Here is a 13,305-nt window from a genome sequence, read left to right as displayed (position 1 = left end):
GCATGGTTCCCGACCGTGCTGCCCGACCGACCCGAAACGCCCGATGACCGACGCCGACCTCGACAGTCCTGGCGAGGCGGTCGGGCGGGTGCTGGGCACCGCCGACGCCACCCCGTTGCAGTTCTGGACGGCCGTGGCGCCCGGCAGTTATCTCCAGCTCGACGACGTGGTGGTCACCCGGCGCGAGTTGCCCAACCGGGAGCCGGTGACGATCGCCGGCGTCGTCACCCAGGTCCGTGCTCGGCACGAGGGCGCCCAGTTCGACTCCGACGTGTTCGCCATCGCGGACGGCACGCTGCCCGCGCAGGTGCAGGAGGCGGCCGAGATCACCACGACGCGTGTCGATCCGGAGCTGTACGTGCCGCCGACCCCGGGCGCCGTGGTGCACCGGGCCGAGGGTGACGCCCGGGCGCGGGCGCTGCACTTCGACCGGATGGAGCGGCGCATCCCGATGGGGATGGGTCGCGACGGCGTCCCGGTCTACCTCAACGCCGACTTCCTCGACGGCAGCCGGGGCGCGCACGTCTCCATCTCCGGCATCTCCGGGGTGGCCACCAAGACCAGCTTCGCGACCTTCCTGCTCTACTCGGTCTTCCGCTCCGGCGTGCTGGGCGGCGACGCGGTGAACGCCAAGGCGCTGATCTTCAACGTCAAGGGCGAGGACCTGCTCTTCCTCGACCACCCCAACACCCGTCTCGACGAGCCGACCCGCGCGGCGTACGCGAAGCTCGGGTTGAGCGCCGGCGCCTTCCCCGACGTGCGGGTGTACGCCCCGCCCCGCGTCGGTGACGCGGCCGGCACGCCGGATGTGAGCAGCCGCCTCACCGGGGTCGACTCGTTCTACTGGACGCTCAGCGAGTTCTGCGCCGACCGCCTGCTGCCCTACGTCTTCGCCGATGCCGACGACGAGCGCCAGCAGTACACGATGGTGGTCCACTCGGTGGCCGCGCACCTGGCGCGTTACGCCCAGCCGGCCGACGGCGGGGTGAGCATCGACGGGGTGCGGCTCGGCTCCTACGGCGACCTGGTGGACCACATCGTCGACGCGCTCAACGACGACGAGACCCGCTCCGACTGGGCCGGCAGCGCGGTGGGGCTGGGCACCGTCAACGCGTTCGCCCGACGGCTGATCGGCAGCAAGAAGGACCTGGCCCGGCTGATCCGTGGCGACCTGGCCACCCGCCGCCCCCACTCGATCAACACCAGCGAATCGGCCCAGGTCACGGTGGTCGACCTGCACAACCTTCCGGACCGCGCGCAGCGGTTCGTGGTGGGTGTGACGCTCAAGAGCGAGTTCGAGCGCAAGGAGAAGTCCGGCACCGCCAAGCCGCTGCTGTTCGTCGTCCTCGACGAGCTCAACAAGTACGCGCCCCGGGAGGGCTCCTCCCCGATCAAGGAGGTCCTGCTCGACATCGCCGAGCGGGGCCGCTCGCTCGGGGTGATCCTGATCGGCGCGCAGCAGACGGCGAGTGAGGTGGAGCGGCGCATCGTCACCAACTCGGCGATCCGGGTGGTCGGCCGGCTCGACCCGGCCGAGGCGTCCCGCCCGGAGTACGGCTTCCTCCCGCCGGCGCAGCGGCAGCGGGCGCTGCTGGCCAAGCCGGGCACGATGTTCGTCAACCAGCCGGACATCCCGGTGCCGCTCTGCCTGGAGTTCCCGTTCCCGGCCTGGGCGACCCGGGTCTCCGAGGCGGGCCGGGCGCCATCGGAGACGCTGCGCTCGATCACGCAGTCCGCCGACCCGTTCGCCGTGGTGGGCTCCGGCGGCGGCAGCACCGACGACGACATCCCGTTCTAGGTAGGGGCCGGCACAGCCATGAAGATCCTGCACACCTCCGACTGGCACGTGGGAAAGGTGCTCAAGGGGCAGTCCCGGGCCGACGAGCACAAGGCCGTGCTGGCCGGGGTGATCGAGATCGCCCGCGCCGAGCAGCCGGATCTGGTGATCGTCGCCGGTGACCTCTACGACACCGCAGCGCCCAGCTCGGAGGCGACCCGGCTGGTCACCCGGGCGTTGACGGCGCTGCGGCGCACCGGCGCGGACGTGGTCGCGATCGGCGGCAACCACGACAACGGCCCCGCGCTGGACGCGCTGCGTCCGTGGGCCGATGCCGCCGGCATCACCCTGCGCGGCGGGGTGCGAGAAGATCCCGACGAGCACGTGATCGACGGCACCACGGCCGGCGGTGAGCGGTGGCGGCTGGCCGCGCTGCCGTTCCTGTCCCAGCGGTACGCGGTGCGCGCGCTGGAGATGTACGAGCTGACCGCCGCGGAGACCAACCAGACGTACGCCGACCACCTGGGCCGGGTGCTGGGGCGGCTCACCGAGAGTTTCACCGAGCCGGACCGGGTGCACCTCGTCACCGCGCACCTGACGGTGACCGGCGCGGCCACCGGTGGCGGCGAACGCGACGCGCACACCGTGCTGGGCTACGCCGTCCCGGCCACCGTCTTCCCGTCCACCGCGCACTACGTGGCGCTGGGTCACCTGCACCGGGCGCAGCGGGTCATCGGTCCCTGCCCGGTGCGCTACAGCGGCAGCCCGCTCGCCGTCGACTTCGGTGAGCAGGAAAACGTTCCCTCGGTGACGATCGTCGAGGTGACGGCCAGCACCGCCGCCCGGGTGTGGGAGGTGCCGGTGACCGCGGCGAGCGCGCTGCGCACGGTGCGGGGCACCCTGGCCCAGCTCGCCGAGATCGAGGCGCCGGACGCCTGGCTGCGGGTGTACGTGCGCGAGCAACCCCGCGCCGGTCTGCGCGAGGAGGTGCAGGAGCTGCTCCCCCGGGCACTGGAGATCCGGATCGACCCGGAGCTGCTGACCGCCCCGGGCAGCGGCGCCCGCATCGCGCAACGCTCGGGGCGTTCGCCGCGGGAGTTGTTCGCCGACTACCTGGACAGCCGGGGCCACGCCGACGAGGGTGTCCGGGAGCTCTTCGACGAGCTTTTCGAGGAGGTCGATCACTGATGCGTCCGATGCGGTTGGACATGGCCGGGTTCACGGTCTTCCGGGACGAGACCACTGTCGACTTCACCGACGCCGACTTCTTCGCGCTGATCGGCCCCACCGGTTCGGGCAAGTCCACGGTGCTGGACGCCATCTGCTTCGCCCTCTACGGCATGGTGCCCCGCTGGGGTGGCGCGCGGGGGTTGGCGAACGCGCTCGCGCCGTCGGCGACCGAGGCGCGGGTGCGGTTGGTCTTCGAGTCCGGCGGCGCCCGGTACGTGGCGACCCGGGTGGTCCGCCGGGACGGCCGGGGCAACGTGAAGACCGCGAACGCCGGGTTGCAGCTCATGCCGGCCGGCTTCGACGTGACCAAACTGGACACCGGGTTGAGCCCGGACGATCTCGGTGAGGTGGTGGCCGGCACCCCCGCCGAGATGGAGCAGGCGGTGCTGGAGGCGGTCGGGCTGCCGTACGAGCAGTTCACCAGCTGTGTGGTGCTGCCGCAGGGGCAGTTCGCGGACTTCCTGCACGCCAAGCCGGCGACCCGGCAGCAGATCCTGGTCAACCTGCTCGGCCTCGGCGTCTACGAGGATGTGCAGAAGAAGGCGACGGCGCGCGCCGCGCAGGCGGAGGCCCGGCTGGAGGCGGTCGACCAGGTGCTCGCCGGTTTGACCGGCGTGGACGACGAGGCGTTGGCCGAGGCCGACGCGCGGGTCGACCGGATGGTCGAGCTGGCCGGCACGGTGGCCGAGGCGGTGCCGGAGCTGGCGGCTGCCCGGGTCACCGCACGGGAGGCCGAGGCGGCGCTCACCGCCCTCGACGACGAGCTGGCCGTCCTCACCGGCGTACGCGCGCCGCGTGGGGTGGCCGAGGTGGCCCGCGCGGTCACCGCGGCGCGGGCCGACGCCGAGGCGGCGGCGACCGCGGTGTCGTTGGCCGAGGAGCGGGAGGAGAAGCTGCGCGGCGAGCTGGCCGCCGCCGGCGACGAGAGCGCGGTGCGACTGCAACTGCGGGCGTACGACGATCGGGACCGCTTGTCCGGCGAGGCCGACACGGTCCGCGCGGCGGTGCGGGTGGCGCACGACGAGCACGCCACGGCGGTGGCCGCGCTGGCGGTGGCCCGCGCGGCGGCCGAGCGGGCCGACGCCGAGCTGGAGGCGGCCTTCCGGGCACACGAGGAGGCGAAGGCCACCGACCTGGCGGTCAGCCTGCGGGTGCACCTGCACGCCGGCGCGGCCTGCCCGGTCTGCGAGCAGCCAGTGGAGCGGGTGCCGGCGGTGCCTGCCGATTCGGCGGTGGCGGCAGCGACGGCGGCGGGCAAGGCGGCGCGGGCCGCGACCAAGGCCGCGCAGGCGACCGTGCAGCAGCGGGACGCGGCGGCGCGTGACCTGGAACGCCTGCTGGTGCAGGCGCGGGCCCGGCAGGAGCAGGTGGACGCCCGACTGGCCGAGTTGGACGGGCAGCTCGCCGGCGCGGCCGAGCCGGCCGTGTTGCGCCGGGAGTTGGCCGAGCACGCCCGGTTGCGGCGCGCGCTGGAGGAGGCGGCGACCGCGGTGCGGGCCGGCCGCGAGGCCGCGCGCCAGGCCCGGGCCGGGGTGGATGCCGCCGAGGAGCGACTGCGGGCGGCGTGGCGTGCCTTCGACACGTCCCGGGACGGGTTGGCGCGGTTCGGCCCACCGGCGACCGATCGGGACGACGTGGCCGCCGCCTGGGCAGCGCTCACCGGTTGGTCAACCACGGAGGCGGATCGCCGCCGCGCCGACCGGGCGAGCCGGGCCGTCGCGGTCGCCGAGGCCGAGGCGGTGGCCGACGCGGTGCGGCGGCGCATCGCCGGCATCTTCGCCGACGCCGACGTGCCGGTCGGCGACGATCCGGTGCACGCGGCGACCGTGGCGGTGGAGCGGGCCGACGCCGACCGACGCCGGCTGCGGGAGCGCCGGGAGCAGGCCGGCACGCTGCGCGAGCAGCGGGCCGGGCACGAGCGGGAGGCGCAGGTGGCGCGCGCGCTCGCCGGGCACCTGCGGGCCAACAACTTCGAACGGTGGTTGCTGGCCGAGGCGTTGGACCTGCTCGTCGACGGCGCGTCGGGGATCCTGCGGGAGCTGTCCTCCGGCCAGTACGAGCTGGTGCACGACAAGGGCGAGTTCGTGGTCGTCGACCACCACGACGCGGGGCTGCGCCGGGGTGTGCGCACCCTCTCCGGCGGTGAGACGTTCCAGGCGTCGCTGGCGTTGGCGTTGGCGCTCTCCGAGCAGCTCGCCGGGATGTCGACCACGGCGGCGAGCCTGGAGTCGATAGTCCTGGACGAGGGCTTCGGCACGCTCGACGCGGCGACCCTGGACACGGTCGCCGCCACGTTGGAAAACCTGGCCGCCCGGGGCGACCGGATGGTCGGCGTGGTCACCCACGTGCCGGCGTTGGCCGAACGCATCCCGGTCCGCTTCGAGGTGCGCAAGGACGCGCGGTCCGCGCGCGTGGAACGGACCGGCCGGTGAGCGCGAGGAGCGCGACGCGGATGGGACGGTCCGGCCGGTGAGCGACGCCGCGTTCTTCGTCGACTCGTGGGATCCGGCGTACGGGGCGTCGTTCGAGGCGTCGGCCGCCGGGCCGGCCGCGCCGAGCAGCGCGCAGGTCGACGCGGACGTGGAGCTGCCCGCGGTGGACTGGCGGGCGATCGGGACACGGCCGGGGGTGCGGGCGCCCGACGTGGTGTTGCTCGTCGACGGGGTCCGCCGGATCGACGCGAGCATCTGGACGGCGGAGGCCGACGGGGTGTCGTTCCCCGGTCTGGCCGCCTCGTACGCGGCCGGGGTGGTTCGGTGCGACCTGGGCCGGGGTGCGGCGCAGTTGGCCGGCACCCGGGTCGGTCGGGGTCTGTTCACGGCGAGCCCGTCGGCGCAGGACGTGGTGGCCGGCGCGATCCGCTACCCGGTGCACCGGGTGGGTGGCACCGGTGAGTTGGCGAAGCTGCCGGCCGCCGTGCAGGGCCCACTGACCGCGCTGGAGGTGGCGGTGTCCGACGCCGCCCGGGTCGACGGTGACCTGCTGGTGGTGGACGGCCCGTTGCGCAGTCGCCGGCAGTTGCCGCGCACCCTGGGCTACATCAAGACCCAGCACAGCCAGTATCTGGATGCCCGGCTGACGGCCGTGGTGACGGGTATGGCGTCGGGTGAGCGGTCCCCGGTGTTCCGGCTGGGCACCGCCTGGGGTGGCTGGTCGTGGTATTTGCGGTTGCCGGTGGCGATCGGCGCACCGTGGGCGGGCATCGTCCGGGTGGAGTGTTCGGCCGACCTGCCCGTCGAGGCGGCGATCGAGCTGGCGGACCTGTCGCTTGTCACGCTGCCCCGCTTCGCCTCCACCCCGTACAAGGACCCGCGGGCCCCACAGAATCTGATCCCGATCGCCGGGTTGGAGCGTCGACTGCGTGCCCTGCTCGGCGATTCCCGGCTGCTGCACCGCGCGTTGACCGCCGCGGCCCGTGCGGCCCGTTGACCGCGGATACTTGTCGGAATGGGACGTAGGCGGGCGGCTGACCGGGTGGTCGAGCAGGTCGACACCGGGCAGGCCGAGCTGGTGCCGGACCCGGACCGGGCCGGCTCGTGGACGCTGCTGCTGGACGGCGCGCCGCAGTCGCACGTCGACCTGACCGATCCGACGCACCTGGAGTTCGAGTACGTGCGGCGGTTGGCCGCCGCGGTGGACCTGGTCGCACCGGCGGGTGCGCCGCTGCGGGTGCTGCATCTGGGTGGTGGGGCCCTGACCCTGCCCCGCTACGTGTCGGTCACCCGGCCCGGCTCCACCCAGCGGGTGGCCGAGGTGGACGGCGCGCTTGTCGAGCTGGTCCGCAGGGTGCTGCCGTGGCCGTCCGACGCCCGGCTGCGGGTCCGGGTGGAGGATGCGCGGGCCGTGTTGACCGCCACCCGGGACGCCAGTTACGACGTGGTGGTCGCCGACGTGTTCGCCGGTGCCCGTACCCCGGCTCATCTCACCTCGGCGGAGTACGCGGCCGAGGTGGCCCGGGTGCTCCGCCCGGCGGGCTGGTATCTGGCGAACCTGGCCGACGGTCCGCCGCTGCGGCACGCGCGTGGGCAGGTCGCCACGGTCCGCTCGGTGTTGCCGCAGGCCTGCCTGGTCAGCGACGCGGCGGTGTTGCGGGGCCGCCGGTACGGAAATCTGGTGCTTGTCGCCGGGCGGTCCGCGCCGCCGGTGCCGGAGCTGACCCGGCGCGCCGCCGGCGACTGGTTCCCTGGTCGGGTGGTGGCCGGCGACGAGTTGGACCGCTTCGCCGGCGGGGCGCCCGTGGTGCGCGACGCCGACGCCACCGGCTCGGATCCACCGCCACCGGGCCTGTTCTCCGTCCGCCGCTGACCGTCCACTCAACGACGGCGGGGAAAAATTTCCGCCGTTCGTTGATCCGCTCGGGGCGCTGCTGCGTACCACCGGGCGGCCCGCTTCGTGGGCCGGCGATGGTCACGGATACCCCGGAGGTCTGCATGCACGCGGTGGCGGCCGGTTGGCATGGCGACGTGGTCGGCGCGGACTGGATGTCGGCGCGGTCCTCGTCACGGCCGACGTCGTCTGCCCGGGGGGTCGACGCGCATGCGACGTCTCGCCAGAATGGTCCGGTGACGCCGCGACCGGCGCCCGGACGCCATCAGGCGACGACAACCGAGGCCAGCCACTCCGACCAGTTGATCCGGTTGCTCTACGCCGAGCACGCCGGCCCGTTGCTGATGTTCGTCATGCGTCTCACCGGGGGGGACCGGCAGCGCGCGGAGGACATCGTCCAGGAGACGCTGCTGCGGGCCTGGCGCAACGCGCACCGCCTGGGTACGCAGGGGCAGGGGTCGCTGCGGCCGTGGCTGGTCACGGTGGCCCGTCGGATCGCCATCGACGAGCACCGCAGCCAGGAGGCCCGGCCGCCGGAGACGTACGACCGGGACCTCACCGCGTTCGCCGAGGCGGACAGCACCGACCGGGTGCTGCGGACCATGACGGTGGCGGACGCGCTGCGTACGCTCAGTCAGTCGCACCGGGAGATCCTGATCTCGACGTACTTCCGGGGGCGGACGGTGCCGGAGGCAGCCGAGGAGTTGGGGCTGCCACTGGGCACTGCCAAGTCGAGGGTCTACTACGCGCTGCGCGCGCTGCGCACGGCTCTGCAGGAGCGGGGGGTGACAGAATGAGCCGGCCGGACCACATGGACGTCGCGGCGTACGCGCTCGGGGTGCTCGACGAGCAGGACACCGAGCGGTTCGAGGAGCATCTCGCCACCTGCTGGGCGTGTGCGGCCGAGTTGGAGACGATGGTGCCGGTGGTCGGCCTGCTCTCCGACATCGACGGCGAGACGATGATGGCGCTGGAGCAGACGGCGACCGACCCGGCGTTGCTCAACCGGACGCTGGGCGCGGTGCGGGCCGACCGGCGGCGTACCCGGTTTCGTCAGATGCTCGCGACGGCCGCCGCGGTGGTGGTCTTCGGCGGTCTGACCGGTTACGGCTTCGTCAACGTGACCGACAGCGACCCGGCGCCGCTCGCCGGTTCGACGCCGAGCGCGCCGGCCGAGCCGACGACGAGCGCGCCGACGGCCCCGCCGAGCGGCCCGGGTGTCGGCGGCACCGAGGAGGAGGGCGACCAGGTCGAGGCCACCGACCCCACGACAGGTGTGCAGACGACCATGTTCCTGGTGAAACGGGAGTACGGGACTCGGATCAATTTCGTTCTGCGCAAGCTGCCCGGGCCGCGCGTCTGCCGGTTGGTGGTGGTGCGGAAGAACGCCAGCACCGAGGTCGTTTCGACCTGGTCGGTGCCGGACGGCGGTTACGGCACCAACACCCGACCGCAGGGTCTGGAGTTGAGCGCGTCGACGTCGGCTCCGGTGGATGACATCAAGCAACTCCAGGTGCAGTCGGTGGACGCCAACGGTGTGGCGAGTCCGCTGGTCACGCTACCGATGTAGTCTCGCGTACCGATCGGCGCCGGCCTTTGTGACAATGGCCGGCGCCGATCTGTCGTTGCCGGAGAAGCCCCGCATCGGGTGCGTACGCATTCCCGCTCGAATCGGTTCAACCAATCCACGTGAAATTGACCACTGTGGTTACTTCAACCTTGACAGCCTGCCTTCCGTACCTATGGGTGAAACGCCAAGAATGAGGAGGGCACGTGGCACAGATGAAGCGGACCGTCATCGTCGCGAGCGCGATGGTCGCACTAACGGCCTGCGCTCCCGCAGGTTACGACGGGGCGAACTCGAGCGCGGCCGAGCCGGTCGCCGTCGCCGCGGCCGAGCCCAGCGCGTCGGTTGAAGCCGAGGCATCGGCGTCCGCGGAGGCGCCACCGGCCGCCGCCGACGCGCCGCCCGCGAACGTCGACCTGACCGAGAAACTGGTCGGCAAGAGCGTCGCCCGGATGGGCAAGGTGGTCACCGACCAGGACGGCTGGATCCTCTACCGCTTCGACAAGGACACCGCCGACCCGCCGTCGTCGAACTGCGTCGACAAGTGCGCCGAGGTGTGGCCGCCGGCGCTGACCGACGGCAACCCGCAGCTCGCCGGCGTCTCCGACGACAAGGTCAGCAGCGTGACCCGCCAGGACGGCACCCGTCAGCTCACCATCGCCGGCTGGCCGGTCTACCGCTACATCGGCGACAAGAAGCCCGGCCAGTGGAAGGGCCAGGCGGTTGGCGGCACCTGGTTCGTGGTCCAGCCGGACGGCAAGAAGAACCTCAGCTGCCTGCCCACCTCCACGCCGAAGCCGGTCGCGCCGCCCGCGGACAGCGGCGCCAACGACGCCGGGGGCTCGGGCTACTCGTACTGATCGCCACGGGCACAACTGTGGCCGGTCGCAGCCGGGGAGGGCGCGGCCGGCCACAGTTGTGCCCGTCGGGGCCGGCGGTGGCCGTGACCACGCCGCGACCTGGCAAAGTAGTGGGGTGACCGACACCGAACCCGCCGCGACCCGGGTGCTGCGCCCGCCGGTCGGCTACCGGCTGGCGGCGTCGGTCCGTGCGCTGACGTTCACCCCGTACGACCCGTGCGCCCGCGTCGTCGGCGACACCTTCTGGTGGGCCACCCGCACCCCGGACGGGCCGGCCACCCTGGCGCTCCGAGCGTCCGCCGGTGACCTGGTCGCCGAGGGCTACGGGCCGGGCGCCGCGCACGTGGTGGCGCGGGCCGACGCGATCGCCGGGCTGCACGACGACCTGACCGGCTTCGCCGAACTGGCCGGGGCGCACCCGCTGGTGGCCCGGCTGGCGCGGGAACACCGGGGGCTGCGGATGCCCCGCACCGGGCAGGTCTTTCCCCGGCTGCTGCGCGTGGTCTTCGAGCAGAAGGTCACCGTCAAGGAGGCGTACCGGGCGTACGCGGCGACCGTGCGGCACTTCCGGGAGCCGGCGCCCGGGCCGTTGCCGTCGCTGCTGCTGCCGCCCGAGGCCGCCGCGGTGGCCGCCACCCCGTACTGGGTGTTCCACCCGTTCGGCGTGGAGCAACGCCGGGCCGACACACTGCGCCGCGCCGCCGCGCTCGCCGACCGGTTGGAGCGCAGCGCCGACGCCGCCGACGCCACCCGTCGACTCACCGCCATTGCCGGCATCGGGCCGTGGACGGCCGCCGAGGTGGTCCGGGTCGCGTACGGGGACCCGGACGCGGTGAGCGTCGGCGACTACCACGTCCCGAACACGGTGGCCTGGGCGCTCGCCGGCGAGCCGAGAGGCGACGACGCCCGGATGTTGGCCCTGCTGGAGCCGTTCCGGGGGCACCGGGGCCGCGTCTGCCTGCTGCTGGGCGCCGCCGGCATCGGGGCGCCGAAGTATGGCCCGCGCGCCCCGATCCGCTCGTTCGCCCGGTACTAGCGCCTCAGCGCGCGCAGAGCCGGCGCAGGGTGCGGCCGAGCCACCACGCGTACGCGTGCTGCACGCCCCGGACCGCCGGGCCACCGGCACGGGTGAACCAGCGGCTCGGGCGGCTGAACGCGCGTACCTCGAACCAAACCGCGCCGTCGTCGTCGCGGCCGACCACGAACGCCTCCTCGCCCCGCTCCGGGTGCCCGGCCAGGGTGCCGTAGCCGAAGCCCGCGAGCCCCGGCGACTCCTCGCTCCAGATCACCCGGCACGGCCCCCAGATGCGGGCCGGGCCGACGCCCAGGCCAGCGCTGACCAGCACGCCTTCGGTGGCGCGGGGGGCATCGGTGCGCATCCGGACGCCGGCGGCGCGGTGCAACCGCCAACTGAGCACCGCCTCGGCCGCCGTCTCGAAGCAGCCGGCCGGCAACGGATACCTGTGGCGCAGGTGGTGGTACCCGCCGGGGAGCGGCAGGTGCCGGGTCGCCCCCACCTCCGGGTACGTCAGCTCGGCCACCGCTCGCTCCGCTGCTTGAGACCGTCGGCCTCCAGGCGCAGGTAGCGCCGGAGCAGGCCGCCGTACAGCCGGCCGATCAGGCCGGCCAACGGGCCGGACTGGTCGATGGCCAGCTCGACCCGGGTACGCCCGTCCGGCAGCGGCACCAGCCGGTGCTCCCCCCGGGTACGCACCCCGGGCGTGTCGGAGACCCAGGTGAACTCCCGTCCCTCGGTCAGCTCGGTGACCCGCCACACCGCCGGCCGTAGCTTCGGCTGGGTCAACCGGGCGGTCGCGCCGACGGCGAACGGCCCCGACTCCCCCCGCTCGACCCGGGTCACCGAGGTCGTCCACTCCGGCCAGCGCTCCACGTCGACGAGCACGGCCCAGACCTGCTCGGCGTCGGCGGCGATCTCGGCCGTGGCTTCGAACCGCATCACGTCCCCTCCCCGGCGGTGCCGTAGCGCACCACCCACGGGTGCGGACGAGGCCGCCGGATGGATCGTGACACCCGCGCGCAACCCCGGTGGGATCAGGCGGCTTCGCGGAGGTCGGCCAGGCTCAGCGGGGTACGCAGCCGCAGCAGTTCCTCCAGCTCAGGCACCGAACCGACCTCGCCGAGCACGTTCCGGCCGCCACCGAACCGCTGCGGGTAGCGGCGGGTCAGCCGGTAGCGGTAGCGGCCCCGGATCAGCTCGACGCTCACCCGCCACCGCCCGCAGCAGTCACAGACCCACTCGGACACCTCGCGAAAGTAGCTCTGACCTGCGGTTATCCGATTCGCCCGGTCGGGACGAGCGGCGCGTGGGCGGACACGCCACCACGGCACCCAGGGTGATCTGCCTCACGACTGTCGGTGCCGTCTGATTGACTGGTCGCCGTGGACCTGCCGATCAATCCTCCGGTCGAGCCGATGCTTGCCAAGAGCGTCGCCAAGCTTCCCACGGCGTCCGGCCTGACCTACGAGCCCAAGTGGGACGGGTTCCGGTGCATCGTGTTCCGCGACGGTGACGAGGTCGAGCTGGCCAGCCGGGGCGGCAAGTCGATGACCCGCTATTTTCCCGAGGTGGTCGATCAGGCCCGCCGGCAGTTGCCCGAGCGCTGCGCGGTCGACGGGGAGTTGATCGTCATCCGGCGGGACGGGCCGAGCGGCCAACCCCGGTTGGATTTCGAGCTGCTGGCCCAGCGCATCCACCCGGCCGCGTCCCGGGTGAAGCTGCTGGCCGAGACCACACCTGCCGATTTCGTCGCGTTCGACCTGCTGGCCATCGGTGACGAGGCGCTGCTCGACCAGCCCTATCCGCTTCGCCGCGAGCGGTTGGTCGAGGCGCTGGCCGGAGTGCGCCCGCCGGTGCACGTCACCCAGGTCACCACCGATCCCGACACCGCCCGCCGCTGGTTCGACGTGTTCGAGGGCGCCGGGCTGGACGGGTTGATCGTCAAGCCGGCCGACCTGCCGTACGAGCCGGGCAAGCGCCTGATGTCCAAGGTCAAGCACGCCCGCACCGCCGACGCGGTGGTGGCCGGCTTCCGCTGGCACAAGTCCGGTCCCGTGGTGGGTTCGCTGCTGCTCGGCCTCTACGACGACGCCGGGGTCCTGCACCACGTGGGGGTGAGCGCGTCGTTCACCATGGCCCGTCGCGCCGAGCTGCTCGACGAGCTGGCCCCCTACCGGGACACCGGCGGCGAGCACCCGTGGGTACACGGCGACCACGAGCGCGGCCAGCGCATCCCCGGCGGGGTGAGCCGCTGGACCGGCACCAAGAACCTGGAGTGGGAGCCGGTGCGCCCGGAGCTGGTGGTCGAGGTGGGCTACGACGCCATGGAGGGCGAGCGGTTCCGGCACACCGCCAGGTTCGTCCGCTGGCGCCCGGACCGCGACCCCCGGTCGTGCCGTTACGACCAGCTCGACAGGCCGATCCGCTTCGACGTGGACCAGGTGCTGCGCGGTGACCCGGCGGCCACCGTGGACCGGGCCGCCAGTGGCTCGGCGTAGCCTGGCCGTCGACCCGACCACGGAGGAGC

At 73.4% G+C, this 13,305-nt stretch carries 13 protein-coding genes; 10 read left to right on the top strand and 3 right to left on the bottom strand.

All coding sequences use genetic code 11. The features are described from left to right. The first annotated feature begins 43 nt into the window (after positions 1–43). The 9 genes from ACGFH8_RS33120 (at position 44) to ACGFH8_RS33080 (ending at position 10,796) form a co-directional block, all read left to right on the top strand. Entirely contained in the window at positions 44–1,798 is a 1,755-nt protein-coding gene (locus tag ACGFH8_RS33120; protein WP_393375111.1) for an ATP-binding protein, read from the top strand. Between the two features lie 18 nt (positions 1,799–1,816). Further along, a complete protein-coding gene (locus ACGFH8_RS33115; RefSeq protein WP_393375108.1) occupies positions 1,817–2,965 on the top strand; it encodes an exonuclease SbcCD subunit D in 1,149 nt (382 codons plus the stop codon). After that, on the top strand, positions 2,965–5,439 hold the full coding sequence (locus ACGFH8_RS33110; RefSeq protein ID WP_393375105.1) for an AAA family ATPase: 2,475 nt from the start codon (positions 2,965–2,967) through the stop codon (positions 5,437–5,439). The genes ACGFH8_RS33115 and ACGFH8_RS33110 overlap by 1 nt, the downstream gene beginning before the upstream one ends. 37 nt (positions 5,440–5,476) lie before the next feature. Further along, positions 5,477–6,436 (top strand): hypothetical protein, encoded by a 960-nt coding sequence (locus ACGFH8_RS33105; RefSeq protein WP_393375103.1) that lies wholly within the window; start codon positions 5,477–5,479, stop codon positions 6,434–6,436. An 18-nt stretch (positions 6,437–6,454) separates the two neighbouring features. Further along, the gene (locus ACGFH8_RS33100; RefSeq protein WP_393375101.1) at positions 6,455–7,312 is read left to right on the top strand and encodes a spermidine synthase; all 858 of its coding nucleotides are present in this window, start codon (positions 6,455–6,457) and stop codon (positions 7,310–7,312) included. 125 nt (positions 7,313–7,437) lie between these two features. After that, positions 7,438–8,130 carry a sigma-70 family RNA polymerase sigma factor gene (locus ACGFH8_RS33095; protein WP_393375162.1) on the top strand — a complete coding sequence of 231 codons (693 nt, stop codon included), beginning with the start codon at positions 7,438–7,440 and terminating at the stop codon, positions 8,128–8,130. Further along, positions 8,127–8,903, top strand: a complete 777-nt coding sequence (locus ACGFH8_RS33090) for an anti-sigma factor family protein (RefSeq protein WP_393375098.1) — start codon at positions 8,127–8,129, stop codon at positions 8,901–8,903. Before ACGFH8_RS33095 ends, ACGFH8_RS33090 begins: the two co-directional genes overlap by 4 nt. A gap of 203 nt (positions 8,904–9,106) precedes the next feature. Further along, positions 9,107–9,760, top strand: coding sequence for a hypothetical protein (locus ACGFH8_RS33085; protein WP_393375095.1), 654 nt, complete (start codon positions 9,107–9,109; stop codon positions 9,758–9,760). A gap of 115 nt (positions 9,761–9,875) precedes the next feature. Then, positions 9,876–10,796 (top strand): DNA-3-methyladenine glycosylase family protein, encoded by a 921-nt coding sequence (locus ACGFH8_RS33080; RefSeq protein ID WP_393375093.1) that lies wholly within the window; start codon positions 9,876–9,878, stop codon positions 10,794–10,796. 4 nt (positions 10,797–10,800) lie between these two features. Here ACGFH8_RS33080 and ACGFH8_RS33075 read toward each other — a convergent pair whose 3' ends face one another. The 3 genes from ACGFH8_RS33075 to ACGFH8_RS33065 all read right to left on the bottom strand — a co-directional run bounded on the left by ACGFH8_RS33075 (position 10,801) and on the right by ACGFH8_RS33065 (position 12,025). After that, the gene (locus ACGFH8_RS33075) at positions 10,801–11,301 is read right to left on the bottom strand and encodes a DUF1990 family protein (protein WP_393375090.1); all 501 of its coding nucleotides are present in this window, start codon (positions 11,299–11,301) and stop codon (positions 10,801–10,803) included. Continuing rightward, positions 11,289–11,717: an SRPBCC family protein gene (locus ACGFH8_RS33070; RefSeq protein ID WP_393375160.1), complete on the bottom strand. Its 429-nt coding sequence runs from the start codon at positions 11,715–11,717 to the stop codon at positions 11,289–11,291. The genes ACGFH8_RS33075 and ACGFH8_RS33070 overlap by 13 nt, the downstream gene beginning before the upstream one ends. 95 nt (positions 11,718–11,812) lie before the next feature. Next, positions 11,813–12,025, bottom strand: coding sequence for a hypothetical protein (locus tag ACGFH8_RS33065; protein WP_355029384.1), 213 nt, complete (start codon positions 12,023–12,025; stop codon positions 11,813–11,815). 135 nt (positions 12,026–12,160) lie between these two features. Between ACGFH8_RS33065 and ACGFH8_RS33060 the strand changes: the two genes are divergently transcribed. Beyond that, the gene (locus ACGFH8_RS33060; protein WP_393375087.1) at positions 12,161–13,276 is read left to right on the top strand and encodes an ATP-dependent DNA ligase; all 1,116 of its coding nucleotides are present in this window, start codon (positions 12,161–12,163) and stop codon (positions 13,274–13,276) included. Positions 13,277–13,305 lie beyond the last annotated feature (29 nt).

It is taken from the genome of Micromonospora sp. NPDC049175 (assembly GCF_043197345.1).
Taxonomy (GTDB): domain Bacteria; phylum Actinomycetota; class Actinomycetes; order Mycobacteriales; family Micromonosporaceae; genus Micromonospora.
This window is presented reverse-complemented; position numbering and strand designations above follow the sequence as displayed.

What these genes read in the sequence shown, in the direction of transcription:
- ACGFH8_RS33120 (WP_393375111.1), top strand. Translation starts at nt 44, where the DNA reads ATGACCGACGCCGACCTCGACAGTCCTGGCGAGGCGGTCGGGCGGGTG.
- ACGFH8_RS33115 (WP_393375108.1), top strand. Translation starts at nt 1,817, where the DNA reads ATGAAGATCCTGCACACCTCCGACTGGCACGTGGGAAAGGTGCTCAAG.
- ACGFH8_RS33110 (WP_393375105.1), top strand. Translation starts at nt 2,965, where the DNA reads ATGCGTCCGATGCGGTTGGACATGGCCGGGTTCACGGTCTTCCGGGAC.
- ACGFH8_RS33100 (WP_393375101.1), top strand. Translation starts at nt 6,455, where the DNA reads ATGGGACGTAGGCGGGCGGCTGACCGGGTGGTCGAGCAGGTCGACACC.
- ACGFH8_RS33095 (WP_393375162.1), top strand. Translation starts at nt 7,438, where the DNA reads ATGCACGCGGTGGCGGCCGGTTGGCATGGCGACGTGGTCGGCGCGGAC.
- ACGFH8_RS33090 (WP_393375098.1), top strand. Translation starts at nt 8,127, where the DNA reads ATGAGCCGGCCGGACCACATGGACGTCGCGGCGTACGCGCTCGGGGTG.
- ACGFH8_RS33070 (WP_393375160.1), bottom strand. Translation starts at nt 11,717, where the DNA reads ATGCGGTTCGAAGCCACGGCCGAGATCGCCGCCGACGCCGAGCAGGTC.